The organism is Burkholderia gladioli (assembly GCF_000959725.1).
GTDB classification, from domain to species: domain Bacteria; phylum Pseudomonadota; class Gammaproteobacteria; order Burkholderiales; family Burkholderiaceae; genus Burkholderia; species Burkholderia gladioli.
Map to the genome: position 1 here is coordinate 3,329,951 of NZ_CP009322.1, position 23,227 is coordinate 3,353,177.

Sequence of the window (23,227 nt, forward strand, 5' to 3'; positions counted from 1 at the left end):
CATCGATTCGGCATTGCTGCGGAAAGCGCGAAGAGGGGTTGTCGATATTTTTCCTGCTCTGACGAGTCAGCTTGTTGAGACACGGCGTTTCTATCGAGAATTTGTTGTCGTTTTTACGGGAAGGCCGCTGAATTCATAAATAAAAAATCCAATATCCAGTGGAATTGTGTTTGTGAGTTATTCAGTCGATGTTCGACAATCAATCAAGGAATTGACCGTGAGTAATCATGTCATCAAGCTCGCCGCAATCAGCGGCAAGACCATTACCCAAACGATCGAATTGCAGCCGGGCGTGGCGGGTGCGCCGGCAAGCCTGGATGCGGTGGCGAACGGCAAGTTCGTGCTGATCGACGAATCGACCGGCCTGGCTCCGCGCCAGGTGGCCGTGAAGCGCGTCGGCCAGGATCTGCATATCGGCCTGGAAGGCGCGAGCGCGGATCAGCCCCAAGTCGTCATCGAGAATTACTACGGCTCGGGCTCCCAGCTGGTCGGCGAGGCGGAAGGGGGGCAGTACTACGAATATGCGGTGTCGTCGAACGCGAATTCGGGCGCGGCCCTGTCGTCGCTTGCCGAGGATGCGGGCGCGTCGGTCGAGCTGAGTCAATCGAGCCTGCTGCCCGGCTTCGCCGACACCATGGCGGTCGCGCCGGGGGCGGGTGCCCTCGGTCTCGGCACGCTCGGCGCCATCGGCGCGGCCTTCGCGGTGCCGGTGGCGGTGCTCGCCGGCGGCCTGGTCGACAGCGCGCGCGGCAAGGACAGTGCCGTCGACGATCGGCCCACCGAACATCCTCAGACGAAGGCCGGCCCGGCCGCGCCGCTGCTCACCGGCGTCTACGACGACGAAGGCCCGCGACTCAAGGCGATTCCGGACGGCGGCTATACCGAGGACATCACGCCGGTCTTCAAGGGGCAAGGGCACACGCCCGGCGACTCGATCGAAATCCGGAACGGCAGCGAGCTGCTCGGCCGTACCACCGTCGACGCCGAGGGCAACTGGTCCTTGTCCCTCGACGACGCGCTGGTCGGCGGCACCTATACGTTCTCGATCATCGAGGTCGACCCGCTCGGCCACGCGAGCGATCCCACCCAGTTCACGATGACGGTCGACACCTCGCCGCCGAGCCGGCCACTGATCGATCGCGTGGTCGACGACGTCGATCCGCACGTCGGCATCGTCAACCGCAACGAGGCAACCAACGATACGCGTCCGACCATCGAGGGGCGAGGCAAGATCGGTTCGATCGTCTACGTTTACGACAACGCGGGTTCCGAGGCGATCGGCAGCGTGAAGATCGGCGAGAGCGGTACCTGGTCGTTCCGCGTGCCGGACGAACTGAGTGAGGGCAGCCACGGTTTCACCGCGCAGGCGCAGGACCATCTGGGCCGCAAGAGCAGCATGTCGAAGCCCTACACGGTCGATGTCGACACCACGCCGCCGGGCCAGCCGACGATACTCCAGGTGGTCGACCATGTCGGCTCCATCCAGGGCGCGCTCGAGAATCATGCGGTGAGCGATGATCCGAAGCCGGTGTTGTCGGGGCGGGCCGAGGCCGGCTCGATCGTGGCGATATACGATGGAGACACCCGAATCGGATCGGTCGTCGCCGATTCCAGCGGCGCCTGGAGCTTCACGCCGCGCGCGCCGCTGCCAGAGGGCGAGCATGTGCTGACGGTGAGCGCGGAGGACGAGGCGGGCAACGTCAGCGTGCCCAGCGAGCCCTTCGTCCTCGAGGTCGATGTGACGCCGCCGGCCCCGCCGGTGATCGTCGAGGTGATCGACAAGGTCGGGACCGAGACGGGCCCCCTGAATCCGCACGACATCACGGACGACGCGCAGCCGGAGTTGAAGGGCACGGCCGAGGCCGGCAGTCTCGTGCTGATCTACGACACGGTATTCGGCAAGCAGGTACTGCTCGGCAGCGTGGTGGCCGATGCCGACGGCAACTGGGCGTTTCAGCCCTCGTCGCCGTTGCCGGAGGGCGACCATCGGCTGACCATGATCGCGCGCGATGCGGCCGGCAATGAAAGCGAGGTCAGCGACGGGTTCGACTTCACCGTGCAGGTTGGCGGCGTGCCGGTCGTGGCGTCGATCACCGGCGTGTTCGATGCGGTCGAGCCTCACGTCGGCAACGTCGAGAAATTCGGCGTGACGAACGATTCGCAGCCGACCGTGATCGGTACCGCGGCGGCGGGCAGTATCGTCCAGATCTTCATGGACGGCAGGAACGTGGCCAGCACGACCGCGAACGAACTGGGCCGCTGGACGTACCGTCCCGAGGCTCCGCTCGCGGACGGCTCGCACATGTTCGCGGTATCCGCGCCGGCGCCCAACGGCGGCGGGACCTCGCAGACCGGTGAATACCCGATCGTGGTCGACACCACGCCGCCCGCCGCCTCGATGAACGAGGTCCTGATGGATGGCGTGGGTGACGTGACGGGGCCGATCACCAACGGCGCGACGACGGACGACGCCTCGCTGATCTATACCGGCCGTGCCGAAGCGGGAGCGACCGTGACGATCCACGACGGCGGCAAGGTGATCGGTTCGACCGTGGCGGGCGAGGACGGCAACTGGACCTTCCGTTTCCCGCAGGCGCTGGCGGACGGCCCGCATCGCCTGTCGACGACGGTGACGGACCGGGCCGGCAACAGCAGCGCGCATGGCGAAGCGCATGAATTCACGGTGGACACCAGCCAGTTGGCGATCACGATCACCCAGGTGGTCGACCATGTGGGTGTGTCGCAGGGCGCCTTGCAGTCCGGCCAGCCGACCGACGACCGGCAGCCGGAGGTGATGGGCAAGGCGCGCGCGAATTCGCTGGTGAAGGTGTATGTGGATGGAGAGGCGGCCGGCTCGGCGCAGGCGGACGCCAACGGCAACTGGTCGCTGAAGCTGCCAGACGCGCTGTCCGAAGGCAAGCATGCGATCACGGCGAGTTCGACCACGGAAGGCACGGAAAGCGAACAGACCAAGCCGTTCACGCTGAATGTGGACATCACGCCGCCGGCGCAGCCGGCGATCGAATCGGTGCAGGACGACGTCGGGGCCGTGCAGACCCCGGTCGAGAACCACGGCGTGACGGACGACACGACGCCGACGCTGAAAGGCACGGCCGAGGCGAACGCGCTGGTGACAATCCATGATGGCGGCACGGCGATCGGCTCGACCTTTGCCGACAACAACGGCCACTGGTCCTTCACGCCCCCGGTGAGCCTGTCCGACGGCGAGCACGGTTTCACGGCCACGGCGCGCGACGCGGCCGGCAACGAGAGCGTGGCGAGCGACATCTATGCGGTGAACATCGATACCTCGGGCCCCGGGCGCGTCGTGATCACCGGCGCGCTGGACGATCAGGCGCCGCAGACGGGCTCCGTGCCCGACGGCGGTGATACCAACGACACCAGTCCGACGTTGCAGGGGACGGCCAAGCCGGCCTCGACCGTGACGATTCTCGACAACGGCGCCGTGCTGGGCTCGACCACGACCGATGCGTCAGGCAATTGGAGCTTCACGCCGGATCGGCAGCACCTGCTGTCCGAAGGGCGGCATGTCCTGACGGCTCAATCGAAGGACTTGTCCGGAGCGAAAAGCGAACTGTCCAGGCCTTACGAACTGAACGTCGATACCACCGCGCCAGGCAAACCGTCGATCACGGAAGTGCACGACCAGGTGGGCGAGGAAACGGGCTTGCTCAAGCCGAACGACGTCACGGACGACGCGCAACCGGTACTGAAGGGCCAGGCCGAGTCGAACAGCCTTGTGATGGTCTACGACACGGTATTCGGCAGGCAGGTGCTGCTCGGCAGCGCGCGCGTCGATGCCGACGGCAACTGGACGTTCCGGCCGGCCTCGCCGTTGCCCGAGGGTGAGCATGCCTTGCAGGTGCTCGCGCGCGATGCGGCTGGCAATGAAAGCGAGCCGAGCGACGGGTTCGGCTTCGTCCTGCAGGTGGGGAGCGTGCCGAGCGTGCCGGCTATCACGGGCGTGTTCGATGGCGTCGAGCCCCAGGTCGGCAATATCGCGCCGGGAGGCGTGACGAACGATCCGCGGCCCACCGTGAGCGGCACGGCGAAGGCCGGCGAGATCGTGCATCTGTACCTGGATGGCCAGGCGCTCGGCACGGCGATCGTGGGTGAGAACGGCCGCTGGTCGTATCGGCCGGAATCGCCGCTGAGCGAGGGCGAACACGCTTTTCATGCGATCGCCGAAGACGCGAGCGGTGGCAAGAGCCCGGAGACGGGAAGCTACGTGATCGAGGTGGATGTGACCGCGCCGGCGGCCTCCACGAGCGAGACCCTCATGGACGGCGTGGGTGACGTGACGGGGCCGATCGCCAACGGCGCGACGACGGACGACGCCTCGCCGATCTATACCGGCCGTGCCGAAGCGGGAGCGACCGTGACGATCCACGACGGCGGCAAGGTGATCGGTTCGACCGTGGCGGGCGAGGACGGCAACTGGACCTTCCGTTTCCCGCAGGCGCTGGCGGACGGCCCGCATCGTCTGTCGACGACGGTGACGGACCGGGCCGGCAACAGCAGCGCGCATGGCGAAGCGCATGAATTCACGGTGGACACCAGCCAGCTGGCGATCACGATCACCCAGGTGGTCGACCATGTGGGTGTGTCGCAGGGCGCCTTGCAGTCCGGCCAGCCGACCGACGACCGGCAACCGGAAGTGATGGGCAAGGCGCGCGCGAATTCGCTGGTGAAGGTGTATGTGGATGGAGAGGCGGCCGGCTCGACGCAGGCGGATGCCAATGGCAACTGGTCGCTGAAGCTGCCGGATGCGCTGTCCGAAGGCGAACACGCGATCACGGCGAGTTCGACCACGGACGGTACGGAAAGCGGGCAGACCAAGCCGTTCATGCTGAATGTGGACATCACGCCGCCCGGTCAGCCTGTGATCGAGTCGGCATACGATGACGTGGGCTCGTCGAAGGGACCGATCGAAAACCATGGTGCGACCGACGATACGACGCCGACGCTGAAGGGCACGGCCGAGGCAAACGCGCTCGTGATGATCCATGACGGCGGCGTGGCGATCGGTTCGACCTTCGCCGACAGCCACGGCCAGTGGTCGTTCACGCCGGCGGTTGCGCTGAGGGATGGCGACCACAGCTTCACGGTGACGGCGCGCGACATGGCCGGCAACGAGAGCCAGGCGAGCGCGCCGTTCGAACTGAAGATCGATACCTCGCTGGTGGAATTGACCGTGATCACCGACGTGATCGACACGAAGGAGCCGCAAACGGGTTCCGTGTCGAATGGCGGCGATACCAACGACACGCGCCCCACCTTGCACGGTACCGCCGTGCCAGGTTCGACCGTGACGATCTTCGACAACGGCGAACGGCTGGGCACGACCGTGGCCGATTCCTTCGGAAACTGGCGTTTCACGCCGGACCAGGATCACCCCCTGTCCGAGGGTGAGCACACGCTGACCGCGCAGTCGAAAGATGCGCAAGGCGCCGAGGGCGCAGTTTCCGAGCCGTATCTCGTCAAGGTCGATACGACTGCCCCCGAGGCGCCGTCGATCCTCGACGTGATCGACGATGTCGGCACGGTGACCGGATCGATCGCCCGGAATGAAACGACCGACGATACGCGGCCGACGCTGAAGGGCACCGCGGAGCCGGGCAGCATCGTGTTTGTCGAGGATCGGATCAACGGCGCGACCGCCTTCGTGGGCTCGGCCTTGGTCGACGCGGACGGCAATTGGACCTTGCGGCCCGACACGCCGCTCAAGAACGGCGATCACCAGTTCGAGGCGATGGCGCAGGATGCGGCCGGCAACGAAAGCGCGGCGAGCGAGGTCTATGGCATCACGGTGATGCAGGGCGTGCCGAGCGCGCCGGCGATCACGGGCGTGACCGACGCGGTCGAGCCGAAGATCGGCCATGTCGAGCCGAACGGCGCGACCAACGACGCTCAGCCCACCGTCAACGGCACCGCCATGCCCGGGCAGATCGTGCATGTGTCGATCGACGGCAAGGAGGTCGGCACGGCGATCGCCACGTCCACCGGCCAATGGTCCTATCGTCCGACCGCGCCGCTGCGGGACGGCGAGCACACGTTCAGCGCCAGGGCGGAGGGTGCCGACGGCCAGCTCAGCGAGTCGACCGGCCCGTACCCTGTCCTGATCGATACCATCGCGCCGTCCGTGTCCCTCAACGAAGTGCTGTATGACGATGTCGGCGTGCTGCACGGGCCGATCGGTAACGGCACCATCACCGACGATGCGACGCCGACCTACAGCGGCCGCGCGGAAATCGGCGCGATCGTGTCGATCTACGACGGCGCCAAGCTCATCGGCTCGACCATCGTGAAGAGCGACGGGAGTTGGCGGTTTCGTGTCAGCGAGCCGTTGGCGGATGGCGCCCACAGCCTCTCGACGACGGTGACCGATCGCGCGGGCAATGTCAGCGGTCATGGCAAGACGATCAACTTCAGCGTGGATACCAGCAAGGTGCCGATCGCGATCGACCAGGTGGTCGACCATGTCGGCGAGGTGCAGGGCGCCCTGCAACCGGGGCAGACGACCGACGATCGGCAGCCGGAAATTCGCGGCAAGGCAGGCGCCAACGCGATCGTGAAGGTGCTGGTCGACCAGCAGGTCGTCGGGTCGGTACAGGCCGACGAGAAGGGCCATTGGTCCCTGACCTTGCCGAACCCGCTCGCCGAGGGGGACCACCGGATCACGGCGACGGCAACCACGAACGGCGTCGTGAGCCCGCCGACCGCTCCGTTCGATCTGACGGTCGATATCACCGCGCCGGATCGTCCGAGCATCGATGCCGTGCGCGACGACGTGGGCGCCGTGCAGGGCTTGATCGCGAACGGCGGCGCCACCGACGACGCCACGCCGTCCCTGAGCGGGCGCACGGAAGCGGGTGCCCTGGTGGTGATCAGCGACGGCGGGCAGCCGATCGGCTCGACCCTGGCGGACACGAACGGCAACTGGTCGTTCACGCCGGGCCGGCCGCTGGCTGACGGCGAGCATCGCTTCACGGTGACCGCGCGTGATCCCGCCGGCAACCTGAGCGAGCCGAGCGAGGCCTTCGTCATGCTGCTGGACACCTCGGCACCGCGGCAGCCGAGCATCGCGGAGGTGATCGACGCCGTCGGCGATGTGACTGGCCCCTTGCAGCAGGGCGAGACGACGGACGACGCCCAGCCGCTCGTGAAAGGCCTGGCCGAGCGCGACAGCGTGGTGTTGATCTACGACACCGTGATGGGGGCGAAGCTGCTGATCGGCAGCGCACGGGCCGATGCAGACGGCAACTGGTCGTTCCGTCCGCAAGCGCCGTATGCGCCGCTGGTCGATGGCGATCATCACCTGAGCGCGGTGGCGACCGACAAGGCCGGGAACCGGAGCGAGCCGAGCGACGGCTTCGATTTCACCGTGCTGGTAGGCGGCGTGCCGACTGCCCCGGCGATCTCGGGCGTCTTCGATGCCGTGGCACCGCATGTCGGCCATGTCGAGCAATCGGGCGTGACCAACGACACACGGCCGACCGTGATGGGTACGGCGCCCGCCGGGCAGTTGGTCCATGTGCGTCTGGACGGCAAGGAGATCGGAACGGTCCAGGCCGACGCGAATGGCCGCTGGTCGTTCCGTCCCGAGACGCCGTTGAGCGACGGCGAGCACCGCTACACGGCCGTTGCGGAGGTGTCGAACGGCAAGCTGAGCGACGAGACGGGGGCATACACGATCGTCGTCGATACCACACCGCCGGCTGTCGCGACCGACCTGTCGCTGATCGACAGCGTGGGCACGGCGACCGGGCCGATCGTCGCCGGCGGCGTTACCGACGACGCCACGCCGACCTATCGCGGCAAGGCCGAGCCGGGTGCGATCGTGACGATCTACGACGGTGACCAGGCGATCGGTTCGACTCTCGTGCAGTCCGATGGCACCTGGAATTTCCGTCTGACGGAGCCGCTCGCGGAAGGCGCGCACAGCCTGTCGACGACGGTGACGGACCCGGCCGGCAATACCAGCGAACGCAGTGAATCGATCGCTTTCACGGTGGAAAGCGGCAAGGTCGACATTTCGATCGATCAGGTGATCGATCATGCCGGCGCCATCACGGGTGTCCTGCAGCCGGGGCAAGCCACGGACGACACGCAGCCGGAAATCAAGGGCAAGGCGACGCCGGCCTCGCTGGTCAAGGTCTACGTGGATGGCGAACTCGCGGGCTCGGCGACGGCGGATGCGGATGGCCGGTGGTCCTGGCGTCCCGAGGCCGCGCTCGCCGAGGGCCATCATTCCATCACCGCGACATCGACGGGCGCGTCCGGGGAAAGCGAGGCTACCAAGCCGTTCGACATCGTCGTCGATATCACGCCGCCGTCGCCTCCGACGATCGAATCGGTGGCTGACGACGTTGGCCCGAATCAGGCGCCGGTGCCCGACGGCGGGTACACCGACGACACCACGCCAAGCCTGGCAGGCCACGCGGAAGCGGGTGCGATCGTGACGATTCGCGATGGCGACACCGTGCTGGGCTCGACCGTTTCGGACGCGAACGGCCAGTGGAGCTTTACCCCAGCCGCCCGTCTTGGTGATGGCGAGCATGTCTTCACGGCAACCGCGCAGGATGCCGCCGGCAACGTCAGCGAGGCCGGTTCCGCCTATCGGGTTCATGTGAGCACGGCCGCGCCGGGCGAGGCTCACATCACCCAGGTGATGGACAGCGTCGGCCCGATCGTCGGTGACATTCACGAGATCGGCGTGACCGACGACACGATCCCGATGTTCACCGGCACGGCCGATGCGGGTAGCGTGGTGATGCTTTACGCCGAGTTCGAGGGCACCAGCATGTTGCTGGGTTCGACCCGTGTTTCGGAAAATGGCGACTGGTCGCTCGTGCCGGCCGACGACCTGGATGACGGTGTCTATCGCATCACGATGGTACTGACGGACCGGGCCGGCAATGTCGGCGCGCCGTCGGCGCCATACCTGCTCGAGATCGATACCGTGGCGCCTGCCATGCCGACCATCACGGACGTGATCGAGAACGTCGGCGGCGAAAGCGGATCGATTGGCCAGCAAGGCGGGATCACCACCGACCATCGCCCGCAGATCGTCGGCTCGGCCGAGAGCGGCGCCCTGGTCACGATCACCTCGGAGCACCTGGGCGTGCTGGGGAGCACCTACGCGGATGCGAGCGGGCAGTGGCGCTTCACCCCGGACAAGGCACTCGACGACGGGCTCCATGTGTTCTCGGTGATGGCAACCGATGCCGCCGGCAATCCCAGCGCCCGCTCGGGCAAGGTGACGATCACTATCGAGCCCGAATCGAGCGCTTCGTCGGATGCCGTCGATTTGCCCGCCACGGCCGATTCGCTGTTCGGCGGCGAGCACGATCTTGCCTCGCATGTCGGGGGAAGCGATTCGCAGCAGAGCGCGAACGCGACGCCGCATGCCGACGAGGCACCGCGCGAGATGCCGCACGAAGATGGGGTGGCAGCAGTCCAGGCACGCGTTTCCGGGCAGGCCGAAAACGCGGCCCCGTCCGCCGAGCCGCATGGCGAACCCGAAGCCGGCGATGCCTGGGCGATCGATCTGTCGAAGCTGTCGGCAGACGGAGCCCAGGCCGTTGGTGGCGCGATCGGCCTGGACGCATCGGCGGGCAGCCCGCTGAAGCTGTCGCTCGACGACGTGCTGCAACACGGCGGCAAGGACCTGTTCATGGACGACGGCCGCACGCAACTGATGGTGAAGGGCGGCGCCCACGACACGGTCGATTTGTCCGGCACCTCCGGCGGCGATGGCGATGCCTGGGTCGAGCATGGCGCGACCACCGTCGACGGCGTGGCCTACACGGTCTACGAAAACAGCGCGCAGAACGCTGAATTGCTGGTCCAGCATGGTGTGACCACGCATCTGATGTAAGCGGAGGCACGACGCCCCGAGTGTTCGAATCGCAAGCCGGTTCGGATGCTCGGGGCGTCTTTTTGCATGGCCTTCTCCTCTGTTTCGAATCCCAGGGTATTCACATGAGCGTGATCAAGATTTTGCTTGCCGACGACCAGGGCGTGACGCGTGTCGTCGATCCCCGTCGGCTGGCTCCAGGCGCAATCGCCAGGATCGAGGCGATGCCGAACGCGCGCTACATCCTCGTCGATGCGGAAACCGGCAAGGCGCCGCTCGAAGCGGTGGTGCGGCGGCACGGCGACGATCTGTGGATCGGTGCCGATGGCGATGCGTCGCCGCCGATCCAGATAGCGGATTACTACGGATCGGGCGGCAGCCTGATCGCCGAAGGCGCGGACGGGCAGTACTACTCGTACGACGGGGCATCGATCGGGGTTTCGACGCTGGCCGACGATGCCGTCGCGACGCTTGCCCTGCCCGGCGCGACGGCGCCCGAAGCCGCCGCCGGCAATGCCGCCGGAGGGCCTGACTGGACCCCGCTCGGAATTGGCGCGCTCGGCCTGGCTGCCGTGGCGGCCGGTGTGGCGGTGGCATCGTCGGGATCCTCGAACTCGGTGCGATCTATCCCACATGACGCGGCGGCGCGTGACGACATGGCCGGCGCTCCCGTGATCCGTTACCTGCTTGCCGATGCGGAAGGCGGCGGCCATATCGAGAGCGCGGGCATGACAAACGATCCGCGCCCGTCTCTGGTCGGCACGGGAAACACGCCGGGGGATGCGATTCTCGTTTATGTCGACGGTAGTCTGGCCGGCGCGACGACGGTGGCGCCCGACGGTAGCTGGTCATTCCCGATCCCCGCCGAGCAGCCGTTGACGGCTGGCGAACACAGCCTGAGCGCGATCGAGGTCGCCGAGAACGGCAAAGGCGGTCCGGCCTCCGATCCTTTCGCCGTGGTGATCGGGCCGGCGGTGCCGAGCCGCCCGCTGTTCGACTGGGTGATCGACGATGTCGAGCCGAGCATCGGTATCGTGAATCGGGGCGAGTCGACCAATGACGCGACACCGACGCTGAAAGGACGCGGGGAAATCGGCACCGTCGTGCTGGCCTACGACAACGGGGCCGCCGAGCCGATCGGCAGTACCAGGATCGACGCGAGCGGAACCTGGACGATCGCGATCGCCTCACCGCTCGCGGACGGCGATCACCATTTCAGCGTGGTATCGGTCAATCGCCTCGGCAACAGCAGCGCGCCGTCGCGCGACTACCTCGTGACCATCGACACCACCCCGCCGCCCCGGCCGGTGATCGAGGCCGTGCACGACGACGTGGGTCCGCTGACGGGCCTGGTCCCGGATCACGGCATGACCGACGATGCGTCGCCGACCTTGTCCGGCAAGGCCGAAGCCGGCGCCATCGTGGTGGTGCGCGACGGCCTCGACGTCATCGGGTCGAGCGTGGCGGATGGGGAAGGAAATTGGAGTTTCACCCCCGGATCGGCCCTCGCCGAAGCCGAGCACGTGTTCACGGTGATTGCCCGGGACGCGGCGGGCAACAGCAGCATCCCGAGCGAGCCTCACACGATACGCATCGACGTATCCGGGCCCGGCACGGTCATGATCGTTCGCGTGATCGACGACGTGGAGCCGCACACCGGTGATGTGCCGAGCGGCGGCTTCACGAACGATCCGTTTCCGACCCTGGAGGGTATCGCCAAGCCGCATGCGCGGGTGACGATCCGGGATGGGAGCACCGTATTGGGCTCCACGGACGCTGACGAACAGGGCAACTGGCGCTTCGTGCCGGATGCCGGCCATCGGCTGGCCGAAGGCGCGCATACCTTGCTGGCGCAGTCGACGGATCCGCTCGGCCAGCAAAGCGAGCCGTCGGCGCCGTATTACCTCGTGGTCGATACCGTGTCGCCCGGGCAGCCGACCATCGACCTGGTCTTCGACGACGTGGGCAAGGAGCAGGGCGCACTTGCCAGTCACGACTTCACGGACGATGCGACGCCGACCCTGCATGGCCGGGCCGAGGTGGGCGCCAAGGTGGAGATCTACGACGGCGGCCTGCTGATCGGTATGACCATGGCGAACCGCGGCGGTCGCTGGAGCTTCACGCCGTCCCGGCCGCTGGACGAGGGCGCGCACGAGTTGACGGTGAAAGCGCGAGACGATGCCGGCAATCTCAGCATCGCGAGCGATGGCTTCGTGGTGAATGTCGATACCACCGGCTGGCACAAGCCGCCGCCGCCCGCCATCCTGGAGGTGATCGACGACGTTGGCCAGGAAACCGGGCCGCTGAAACCCTACGATCGCACCGACGATGCGCAGCCGGTCATCAAGGGTAGCGCGTCGCCGCACGGCGTCGTGTTCGTGTTCGACAATGTGCTCGGCGTGACGCTGCAGCTCGGCAGCACGCGGGCCGACGCCGACGGCAATTGGCAATTCGAGCCGGCGCCGCCCGTGGCACCGTTGGTCGATGGCGAGCACCGGCTCCAGGTGATCGTGCGCGATTCGTCCGGGAGCATCAGCGCGGCCAGCGAGGCGTTTCCCTTCACGGTGCTGGTGGGCGGCGTCGCGAGTGCCGCGGCGATCACGGGCGTGCTCGATGCCAAGCTGCCCGGCAGCGGAAATGTCCCGCATCAGGGCGTGACGGCCGATGAGAATCCAACCTTGATGGGGACGGCGCGGCCCGGCAGTGTCGTACACGTCTATCTCGACGGCAACGAGTTTGCCCGTGTGACGGCGGACGAGACGGGGCGCTGGTGGTTCCGTTCCGACAGCGCGCTGGCACATGGCGAGCATCGCTTCACGGCGGCCGCGGAGAATGGCGACGGCACGCTCGGCGCGAGGACCGGCGAATTTCTCGTCGACATCGACGTGGTCGCACCGTTGCCGTCCACCGGCATGTCCTTGCGCGACAACGTGGGCTCGGCACGAGGCGCCATCGCCGACGGCGGCAGGACCGACGACGCGACGCCTGTCTACAGCGGCCATGCCGAGCCGGGCGCGCTCGTGAAGGTCCTGGACGGCGACGAGGTACTGGGCCAGACGCGGGTCCAGCCCGACGGCACGTGGACGTTCCGGCCGCTCGCGCCGCTGGCCGACGGCGCCCACAGCCTGTCGACCGTGGTGGTGGACGAAGCCGGTAACTCGAGCCCGCGCAGCGAGGCGATCGACTTCAGGGTGGACACCTCGGCGGCGCACAGCTTGCCTGGCATGATCGCGCTCCATCAGGTGCTCGGGCATGGTGACCTGCTGCAATCCGGTCAGTCGACCAGCGACGTCACGCCGGAAATCCGCGGCAGGGCGACACCGGATTCGCTGGTCACGGTCTATGCGGACGGGGTGCCGTGTGGTTCGGTGCTGGCCGGATCCGACGGCGGTTGGTCCCTCTCGCTTTCCAATCCGCTGGCCGACGGCACGCACCGGATCACGGCAAGCTCGGGAACCAGCCGGCATAGCTGGGCTTTCGATCTGGTGGTCGATACCGAGCCGCCGGAAACGGCGACGAACCTGAAGGTGTTCGGCCATCAGTCGAACGGACTCGAACCCGGCATGATCACCACCAACACGATGGAACGGTTCACCGGCAATGCCGAGGCTGGGGCGACGATCACGGTCTACGACTACGATCGTGTCATCGGCTCGACGACCGTGAGTGAATACGGGATGTGGTCTTTCACGCCGACGCAGCCCTTTTCCCTGGGCCGCCACAGTTTGACGGCGGTCGTGACGGACCAGGCCGGCAACAGCAGCGCGCACAGCGAACCCGGGGAATTCCAGGTCCGGGCGCTCAGGGAGGGAGAAAACGCCGCGTGGATCGATGGCGCCGAATGGCAAGGTGGCGAGTTGCACTACTGGGATTGGGCATACGGCCGCGTGACACTGAAGGGGCAGTCGACGAGCGACACGGTCACGCTGTATACCGAGGGGCAGTTTGACGGCCGAGGCTGGATTGAGCAAGGCACATATCATGTGGACCGTGACGCCGATGGCCGGTTTTCTTTCGATGTCGGCTTTAACCGGCTGTTCAGTCGGCTACGTCAGCCACAAAGCTTCCGTCTGGCGGTAGCGGGGGATCCGCCGTCATTGCAGACCTTCAAGCTGATCTCGGCCGTGTTTCCGCCCTCGATGTTGGGCGGCGAGACCTTCTTGACCGACAATGTCGGCACTTCGCGAGGACACATCCGTCCCGATGGCGTGACTGACGATGCAATGCCGATTTATCAAGGCAGGGGCGAAAACCTCACCCCCTTTGCCAAGGAGGCCGCGCTGGTCACGATCTACGACGGCGATCAGGTGATCGGTCATACGCGCGTCAAGCTCGACAGGACCTGGACATTTCGTCCGGACGCGCCTCTGGCGGACGGCCCCCACAGTTTCTCGGCCACCCTGTCCGATCCGGCGGGAAATACCACCGAGCGCAGCCCGGCACTCGACTTCACAGTCGATACCCGCTCTTTTGGCGGCAGTGGTGGTGGCGACCCTGGCGGCGTTCTCGCGATCCAGTCCGTGATCGACCATGAGGGCGTGATCGTGGGTGCGCTGCAGCCGGGCCAGGCGACCGACGACCGGAGTCCGGAGATCGCCGGCGTGGCGCTCGCCAATTCGCTGGTGAAGGTGCGCGTGGACGGCAAGCAGGTCGGCAGCGTGCTGGCGGATGCCGATGGCCACTGGTCACTGATCCTGCCGCTTGCCTTGTCGGAGGGCCGGCACAACGTGACGGCGTCTTCGGTGGGGCTAGACGGCAAGACCGTCACGACGGCGCCATTTTCCCTGGTGATCGATCTCACGCCGCCGGGCCGGCCGACCATCGATTCGGCCATGGACGACGTCGGTCCGATCCAGCGGCCGACCTCATCGGGCAGCCGCATCGACGACAAGACACCCGGCTTCACCGGCCGCGCCGAGCCCGGCTCGCTCGTGATCGTGCGCGATGGCGACACCGTGCTCGGCTCGACGCTGGCCGACGCGACCGGCAAATGGACCTTCACCTCGATCGTGCGCCTGTTCGACGGTGAGCATGTGTTCACCGTCGTCGCGCAGGACGCGGCCGGCCATTTCAGCGAGCCGAGCGACGGCTTCAGGCTGGTCATTGACACCGAGGCGCCGCAGCCGCCCGCCATCACCATGGTGATGGACGATGTCGGCTCGCTGGTCGGCAACATCATGGAATCGGGCGTCACCGACGATACGAAGCCGATGTTCGGCGGCGTGTCGGAGCCTTTCTCGATCGTCACGCTCGAGGCATTGATCGATGGCGAGCGGATCGTGCTCGGTTCGGCGCAGGCGGATGCGCAGGGTGCCTGGTCCGTGGTGCCCGTCGAGGACATGGACAGCGGCGTCTACGAGGTGAGGGCCACCGCCGCCGACATCGCGGGTAACGTCAGTGAGCCTTCCGAGCCTTATACGCTGCGCATCGATACCAGCCTGCCGCGCGAGCCCCTGATCATCGACGTGATCGACGACGTCGGTGCCGAGACTGGACCGCTCAATCGCGACGGCAGCAGCGTGACCGACGACGCGCGGCCGCTGATCAAGGGCATCGCCGATGCCGACGCGCTCGTCTACCTGTATGACAGGGTGGGCACGATGGTGGCCCGGGTCGGCAGCACCAGGGCCGATGCGCATGGTGATTGGTCGTTCGAGCCGGCCGGGGACCTGCTCGACGGCCGACATGAAATCACGGCTCGCGTAGTCGGCGTGACGGGCGTTCTCAGCAACCCCAGCGAACCGTTCCGTTTCAAGGTCGACACGACCGTGCCGCCGCCGCCGCCCGAGCCGGCCATTACCGCCATCCATGACGATGCCCACCATATCGTCGCGCCCAATGGTTCGACGGATGCCTTGCGACCGCATATCGTCGGCACGGCGGCGGCCGGCTATCTGGTCTATCTCTACGAGAACGCGCAGGACCTGATCGGCTCGGTGCGCGCCGATGGGCACGGCCGCTGGTCCTACGTTCCGGATCACGATCTGGACGAGGGCGTCCACGCGTTCTCGGTGATCGCGGAAGGGCCGAACGGAGAAATGCTGGGGCCGAGCAATATGTACGTGATCGAGATCGAGGATGCCTGGTATCGACTGGATACGCTGTTCGCCTCGCCGCCGATCGATGACGCCGCGACCGACGCCGCGATGCATGCCACCGCTCGCGAGGTTCCGCCGGAGCGACATGTCGCGGATGCGGCAAGCGCCGCGCATGGGGCGCCGGCGGTCGCGGGAGCGCCGGCCACGTCGGCGCGATTGCACGGCGAGGATGCGCCCGATGTCGGTCGACCGGGCAGCCAGGCAATCGGTGAGGCAGTTCAGCCGGAAGCACAGGTGTCGCCGCATGTCCGTGACGCCGCTGACGGCGTCGAGCCGGCATGGCTCGGCGAGGCGGCTCATGCGGCTCATGCGGATCAGTCGGATCAGTCGGATCAGTCGGATGCGCTGAAGCTGTCGCTGTCCGATCTGCTGCAGGACGGCTCGCCGGACCTGTTCCCCGCGAACGGCAGCCCGGAGAAGCCGGCAACGGGCGCGGCCGATTTACCGGGACTGACGAGCGACCTATCCGACACGGGCATGTCCAACGACGCTGCAGGCGCCGCCATGCCCCATCTCTCCCACGACCACGGCATGCCGCAGTTGGACTGGTCTGTCTTGCACGGCATCGACATCCATCCCACCTGAGGTTTCTCCGGCCGACAGATCAACGCGCAACTGCAAGCAGTTGCGCGTTTTCTGACCGGTCAGCTTTCCGTGATCGGCCGCGCTCCTCAGAATCCTCTGACGAATTTCACGTAATCAGGTTATTTCGCGTTGTGAGGGTACACGGTCGGCAGGCTTTCGCTGCTTCGCGCGCGTCGTGGGCGGCCGAGGTCGGTTTCGTTGCTTTCCGCCGCGTCGGGAGAAAGCAGCATGACCGCGAACACCTTCACCTTGCCCGGCGGGGCCGACCAGCAGGATGCGGCACCGAAAGGCGAAGCGACCTACCAGGACAGCCTGCTGGACTGCGTGAGCTGGCTTTGCGAGCACTACGGCTTCGGCAAGAGCCGCGATGCCATGACGGCCGGCTTGCCCAAGTTCGGCTTCCTGGCCCCGACGATGGTGATCGACGCATTCGCCAACGCCGGCATGCAGGCCGGGATGGTCGAGCGCGAGCTGCGGATGTTGCCGGGCCATCTGATGCCGATGCTGCTGATCCGCAAGGACAAGGGCGGCTGTGTCCTGCTCGGCGTGCGGCGCGACACGGATTCCGAGCGCCGCGGCGCGCTGCTCTGCCAGGTCTGGATGCCGGAGATCGCGGGCGGGCCCGTCGAGTACAGCGACGAGCAGCTCGCCGAATGCTATGGCGGTTTCGCGGTGCTCGTGAAGCCGGCCGCCAAGGTCGACATGCGCGCCGGCGAGCTCACCCCCGAGCCGCTCGGCCACTGGCTGACCCGCACCATCTGGCGCTATCGCCGCTTCTACTACAGCGCGGGCATCGGCGCCGTGCTGATCAACGTGCTGGGCCTGGCGTCGATCTTCTTCACCATGAACGTCTACGACCGCGTGGTGCCGAACCAGGCCTTCATCACGCTCTGGTCGCTGGCGATCGGCGTGGTGGTCGCGATGGTGTTCGAGGGTATCTCGCGTCATACGCGCGCCCACTTGATCGACGCCGCCGGGAAGAAGGCCGACCTGGTGATGGGCAGCATGTTGTTCCGCAAGGCCTTGTCGATCCGCATGGAGCATCGGCCGCAGTCCTCCGGTTCGTTCGCGAACCAGCTGCGCGAGTTCGAATCCGTGCGTGATTTCGCCACCTCGGCCACCTTGTCGGCCGTCACCGACCTGCCCTTCGTGCTGATGTTCGCCGGCGTGATCTTCGCAGTGGGCGGGCCGCTCGGCTGGATCCCGACCATGATGATCCCGATCATCGTCGGCATCAGCGTGGCCGTGCAGTGGCCGCTCGCGCGCGCGATGAAGGAAAACCTGCGCGAGGCCTCGCTCAAGCAGGGTGTGCTGATCGAGTCGATCGAAGGGCTCGAGACGCTGAAGGCCGTCGGCGGCGAGGGCTACATGCAGAGGCGCTGGGAAACCTTCAGCGCGATGCAGGCGGCCACCTCGCAGCGCACCAAGACGCTGTCCTCGCGCGCTATGACGATCGTGCAGTTCCTGCAGCAGGTGCAGACGGTCGTGTTGATCGTCACGGGTGTCTACCTGATCACCGAAGGACGCCTCACCCAGGGTTCCCTGATCGCCTCGGTGATGCTGGCCAGCCGTGCCACCGCGCCGCTCAATGCGGTGATGGGACTGGCGCTGCGCTTCCAGCAGGCCAAGGCGGCCTTCGAATCGTTGAATCGCTTGATGGACATGCCGGCCGAGCGCGACCCGAGCCGCGAATACCTGGCCGATCCCCCTCTCGAAGGGCGCATCGAACTCAAGGACGTGCGCTTTGCCTATCCGGCACCGCCGATGCAACCCAATCCCGAGATCCTGAAAGGCATTCACCTCGCCATCGATCCAGGTGAGCGCGTCGCCGTGCTCGGGCGGATCGGCAGCGGCAAATCCACCTTGCTGCGCATGATGGGGCGCATGTACATGCCGACCCAGGGCGCGATGTTCCTCGGCGGGCTCGCGGTCGAGCAGATCGATCCGGCCGACTGGCGGCGCGCGGTCGGTTATGTCGGTCAGGACGTGCGCTTGTTCTATGGCTCGCTGCGCCAGAACGTGATGATCGCGCGGCCCGAGGCGACCACCGAGGAACTGCTGCGCGTGCTGAAGCTGACCGGGCTCGACGAGGTGGCCGCACGGCATCCGATGGGCGTGAACCTGCCGATCGGCGAGGGCGGCGCGGGCTTGTCGGGCGGCCAGCGGCAACTGGTTGCGTTGGCGCGCACGCTGCTCACGCATCCACAGCTGTTGCTGTTCGACGAGCCGACCAGCGCGATGGACACGCAGACCGAGGCGACCTTCATCGCGCATCTGGCGCGCGCGACGGCCGGCCAGACGCTGGTGGTGGTCACGCACCGGCCTTCGGTGCTGGCGCTGGTCGAACGCATCGTGGTGGTCGAGGATGGCCGGATCGTGGCGGACGGGCCGAAGGATACGATCCTTGCCCGGCTCGCCGGGCAGCACGAAGGCCCGCCCGGCTTTAGCGCGCGTGATGGGGCAGCGGCGCCTGCCCGGCCCGCCCGCACGGTCCGAATGCGGCCCTTGCGCGAGGCGGATGCGACGCGCCCGGCGGCCGAGGCGCCGAACGAGCCGATGGAGGGCAGCGCGTGATTTCGAGGCTCAAGTGGTGGCGCCGCGGCGACCAGCCGAAAATGCGCAAGGCGGAGATCGAATACATGAGCGACATGCGCGCGGCCTTGCTCACGCAATCGTCGCCGGGCTCGAAGCTGATGCTCTACGTGGTGGCCGCGCTGCTCGTCGCGTTCCTGATCTGGGCCCGCTTTGCGCGCGTGGAGGAGATCACGCAAGGCGAGGCCACCGTCATTTCGCGTAGCCGTGAACAGGTGATCCAGAGCCTCGAAGGCGGCATCCTGGAGGAGATGAACGTGCGCGAGGGCGATATCGTCAAGAAAGGCCAGATGCTGCTGAAGATCGATCCGACCCGAGCGCAGACCAGCTACCGCGAAGCTTATTCGAAGGCGGTCGGTTTGAAGGCCACGCTGGCGCGGCTGCGCGCGGAAGCGTTCTCGCAGCCGCTGGTGTTTCCGCCGGCGGTGCGCGGCGAGACCGAGGTGGTGCAGATGGAAACCAAGGCCTACAACTCGCGGCGGCACGCGCTCGACGAGTCCATCGCCGCGCTGGAGCGCAGCTACGTATTGCAGCAGAAGGAAATCGCGCTGGCCGAGCCGCTGGCTGCCAAGGGGCTGATGTCCGACGTCGAATTGCTGAGGATGAAGCGCACCGCGAACGAATTGCAGTCGCAGATGGTCGAGCGTCGCAATCGCTACCAGGCCGACGCGAATTCCGAACTGACCAAGCTGGAGCTGGAACTCGCGCAGACCAACGAGTCGCTGGTTGGCCGTCGCGACGTGCTGTCGCGTACCACCGTGGTGGCGCCCGTCTACGGCACCGTGAAGAACGTGCGCGTGAATACGATCGGCGGGGTGATCCAGCCCGGCGAACACATCCTCGAGATCGTGCCGCTGGAAGATCAGCTTCTGGTCGAGGGCAAGATCAAGCCGTCGGACGTGGCTTTCCTGCGGCCGGGGCAGCCGGCGATGGTGAAGATCACGGCCTATGACTTCGGCATCTACGGCGGATTGAAGGGCAAGGTGAGCTACATCAGCCCCGACACGCTGAAGGATGACGCGAAGGCCGCCGCCGGCAAGGATGCGACCTTCTACCGTGTGCAGGTGCTGACCGACCGCGCTTATCTCGAGGCCGGCGGGAAGCAGCTGCCGATCATGCCGGGCATGATCGCCCGCGTCGAAATCCGCACCGGCGAAAAAACCATACTCGATTTTCTGCTGAAGCCGATCTTCAAGGCGCAGGAAGCGTTCCGGGAGCGATAAGCCATGCCAGCCATCCACCCGTGCCGCGATCCGTTCGCGTGCGAAGGCTTCTCGACCGAGCTGCCGTTGCGGCGCACCACCTTGTCCCTCTTGTTGGCCACCGGCGTGTTCGCCGGTGCGCACGCCGCGCCGGCGAGCGCGGCAAGCCATCCGCCGAGCGCCGCCGGCGCGCGCTTCGATGCGACGATGTCGGGGCCGATCCCGACCGGCGAGGTCGTGACGATCTCCTTGTCCGATGACGAGACGAGCGGCCTGAGCGAAGTCGAGCTGGAGGCGCGTCGACAGCGGCGCGAGGCACGCACCGCGCGTGCCTTGAGGATCGCGGCCACGTGGCGCAAGCCGCGTGAGGCGACGACGCACGGGCCGCTTGCGCCGCCGGCAAGCGAGCCGCCTCGTCGCCGTCCTTCCGGCGCCTTGCCGAGCATCGATGCACCCGCGATGCCCACCGAGCCTGTCGTCGGTCCGTCGCCCAGGCTCTCGAATGCTTCGGCATCGAACGAGGGCATCATGCCGGCTGCGCAACCCGTGCAAACCGTGATGCTTCCAGGCGCCTCGCCCCAGGCTGCGGAGCCCGCGTCGCCGGCCGGCCCGGATTGGGCGACCGCAACCCGCCAAGCCGAAGCGCGCATGCGAACGCGAGCCCGCACGCACACGGCGGCGACAAACGAATCGACATCCCCGCCCGCCGAGGTATCGAAGGGCGGCGCCTCGCTGGCGTCGGCCGAAACCGGGCGGGTCACATTGGCGGCGATGCTCGGCAAGGAGCGCGTCGCGCGCAACTTCCCCGGGCGCCGCGACCGCTTGCATCTTGCCGATCCCGGCCGGGTCTCGCCACCGCGACAGTCATCTCCGCTTTCCACGCTGGCCGAATACTGGGCGGCCGATCCCGCCGCGGCCGGCGGCGTCGTCTCCCTTTCCCCGCAAGCCGATTTGCGGCCGATCTTCCTTGCCGCGGTGGAAGCCGCTTTCGATCGCAGTCCACAGGTGCAGTTCGCCTATGCCTCCTACCAGGCGCAGCTTGCCGATGTCGACGAAGTCAAGGGCAGGCGCTGGCCGCAACTGCAATTCGCATCGCGTTCGAAGGCGGTCGAGTTCGCCGGCCCCGCGAGCAACGCGCCGGGCCGTGGCACGGCGATCACCGTGAATCTCACCACCTCGCTGTTCGACTGGGGCTACCTGTCGAAGACCATCGAGAGCCGCAAGGAGACCGCCGACGCGGGCAAGGAGTTCTACGACGCGCAGCGCGAGAATTCCGCATACACGGTGGCCACCACCATCGTCGAACTGGCCAAGCAGCGGCAGTTGATCCGCATCAGCCAGCAGTTCGTGGATCGCATGCAGCAACTCGTGACGATGCTGAGCCAGATCGTCGAGATCGATCGCGGGCGGGCCAGCGAGCTGACCCAGGCGCGGGCGCGGCTGCTGCAGGCGCAGGCTTCGCGGGATACGGTGGCGGCCAAGGCGCGCGATACCGAGCTGACGCTGCGCAAGTTGGTGGGCGACCTGCCATTGCAGCTGCCTTCGGCGTCCGCGTGGAATATCGAGCCGGCCGGCCTCGAGCGTCTGCTGTCGAGCATGAACCGGCATCCGCAGATCCTTCAGGCCCGGGCCGAGGCGCAGGCGGCGCGGCTGCTGGCGGACGCGGTGCGGGCCTCGGCGCGGCCGGCGGTGAACTGGGTGGTCAGCAAGACCACCGGCCGCGACAGCGCCGATCGTCGGCAGCCGTTCCAGACCATGCTGACCTTGAACTGGAACGCCTTCCAGGGCGGCTCGGCCAGGGCCGCGCAGCAGGCCGCGCTGGCACGGGCGCAGGCCAGCGAGCGCAAGGTCGAGCAGGCGCGGCTCGATCTGGAATACGCGATCCGCGCGGCCGACGAGGATGCGCGCACCTTGCTCGAGCGTTCGACGCTCTATGGCGATCTGGTCGACGAGACCGATCGTGTGCGCAAGGCATTCTTCGATCAGTGGTATCACCTCGGCAAGCGCACCCTGCTCGACGTGCTGCAGGCCGAGAACGACCATTACGGCAATCGTGTCAGCGAGATCACCACGCGTTTCGACGGTTATGAGGCGGTGTTCCGCGAGTTGAGCAGCGCGGGCGAGTTGATGAGCTGGCTGAAGGGGATGGTATGAACTCGATCGCTCACGATGTGCCGTCACTGTCCATTGCCCTGCTCGATTCGCACGAATTGGTGCGCTTCGCGCTGTGCACGCGCATCGAACAGGAACCGGGCTGGACGGTGGTCGGGGCATTCGGGGCGGCCGGCGAACTGCTGGACGCGCTGGCGGCCGGCGCGGATATCGGTTTGATCGTGATGAACCACGTGCTCGACGCCAGCGACGGGCTCGATGTGGTGTGGGCCTTGCGCGCCAGCTATCCGGCGGTCCGGATCCTGATCTGCTCGGAATTCGAACGAGCGGATACCATCGCGCGGCTGTTCCAGCTCGGCGTGCATGGCTTCATCGGTCGCACGCAATCGCTCGACGATCACATCGAGGCGGTGCGCAAGGTGGCGAGCGGAAATACCTACTTCAGCGCGCGTGTGATCGGCACGCGGTCGACTTCCAATGGATTCGCGCGGCCTTCTCCTGCTGCGCCGGGCATGCCGGCGCTCAAGGATGCATCCACGCTGCTCACGCACCCCGATCTCACCGCGCGAGAACGCGCCGTGCTGGCATATTGCCTGGAGGGGCTGTCGATCTCCCAGATCGCCGATCGCGTCGGGCGCGGCTACAAGACCATCAGTTCGCAGAAGCAGGCTGCGTATCGCAAGCTGGGCGTGCGCAACGATGCCGAGCTGATCGCGATGCTGTCGCATCACGAGCGCGGCCCGCGTGGGCTTGAATGA

At 66.9% G+C, this 23,227-nt stretch carries 6 protein-coding genes; all 6 read left to right on the forward strand.

Annotated elements, in window-relative coordinates:
• The first annotated feature begins 217 nt into the window (after nt 1-217).
• Nucleotides 218-9,901 (forward strand): Ig-like domain-containing protein, encoded by a 9,684-nt coding sequence (locus BM43_RS14385; RefSeq protein WP_036055112.1) that lies wholly within the window; start codon nt 218-220, stop codon nt 9,899-9,901.
• 104 nt (nt 9,902-10,005) lie between these two features.
• Nucleotides 10,006-16,563 carry an Ig-like domain-containing protein gene (locus tag BM43_RS14390; protein ID WP_036055110.1) on the forward strand — a complete coding sequence of 2,186 codons (6,558 nt, stop codon included), beginning with the start codon at nt 10,006-10,008 and terminating at the stop codon, nt 16,561-16,563.
• 228 nt (nt 16,564-16,791) lie between these two features.
• Nucleotides 16,792-19,137: a type I secretion system permease/ATPase gene (locus BM43_RS14395; RefSeq protein WP_036055109.1), complete on the forward strand. Its 2,346-nt coding sequence runs from the start codon at nt 16,792-16,794 to the stop codon at nt 19,135-19,137.
• Nucleotides 19,138-19,202: 65 nt separating this feature from the next.
• A complete protein-coding gene (locus BM43_RS14400; protein WP_226285315.1) occupies nt 19,203-20,378 on the forward strand; it encodes an HlyD family type I secretion periplasmic adaptor subunit in 1,176 nt (391 codons plus the stop codon).
• Between the two features lie 627 nt (nt 20,379-21,005).
• Complete coding sequence (locus BM43_RS14405; RefSeq protein WP_226285314.1) at nt 21,006-22,511, forward strand: TolC family protein; 1,506 nt, start codon at nt 21,006-21,008, stop codon at nt 22,509-22,511.
• Entirely contained in the window at nt 22,508-23,227 is a 720-nt protein-coding gene (locus BM43_RS14410; RefSeq protein WP_036055108.1) for a response regulator transcription factor, read from the forward strand. The genes BM43_RS14405 and BM43_RS14410 overlap by 4 nt, the downstream gene beginning before the upstream one ends.

Coding starts and splice junctions, on each gene's coding strand:
- BM43_RS14390 (WP_036055110.1), top strand. CDS start 10,006: ATGAGCGTGATCAAGATTTTGCTTGCCGACGACCAGGGCGTGACGCGT.
- BM43_RS14395 (WP_036055109.1), top strand. CDS start 16,792: ATGACCGCGAACACCTTCACCTTGCCCGGCGGGGCCGACCAGCAGGAT.
- BM43_RS14400 (WP_226285315.1), top strand. CDS start 19,203: ATGAGCGACATGCGCGCGGCCTTGCTCACGCAATCGTCGCCGGGCTCG.
- BM43_RS14405 (WP_226285314.1), top strand. CDS start 21,006: ATGCGAACGCGAGCCCGCACGCACACGGCGGCGACAAACGAATCGACA.
- BM43_RS14410 (WP_036055108.1), top strand. CDS start 22,508: ATGAACTCGATCGCTCACGATGTGCCGTCACTGTCCATTGCCCTGCTC.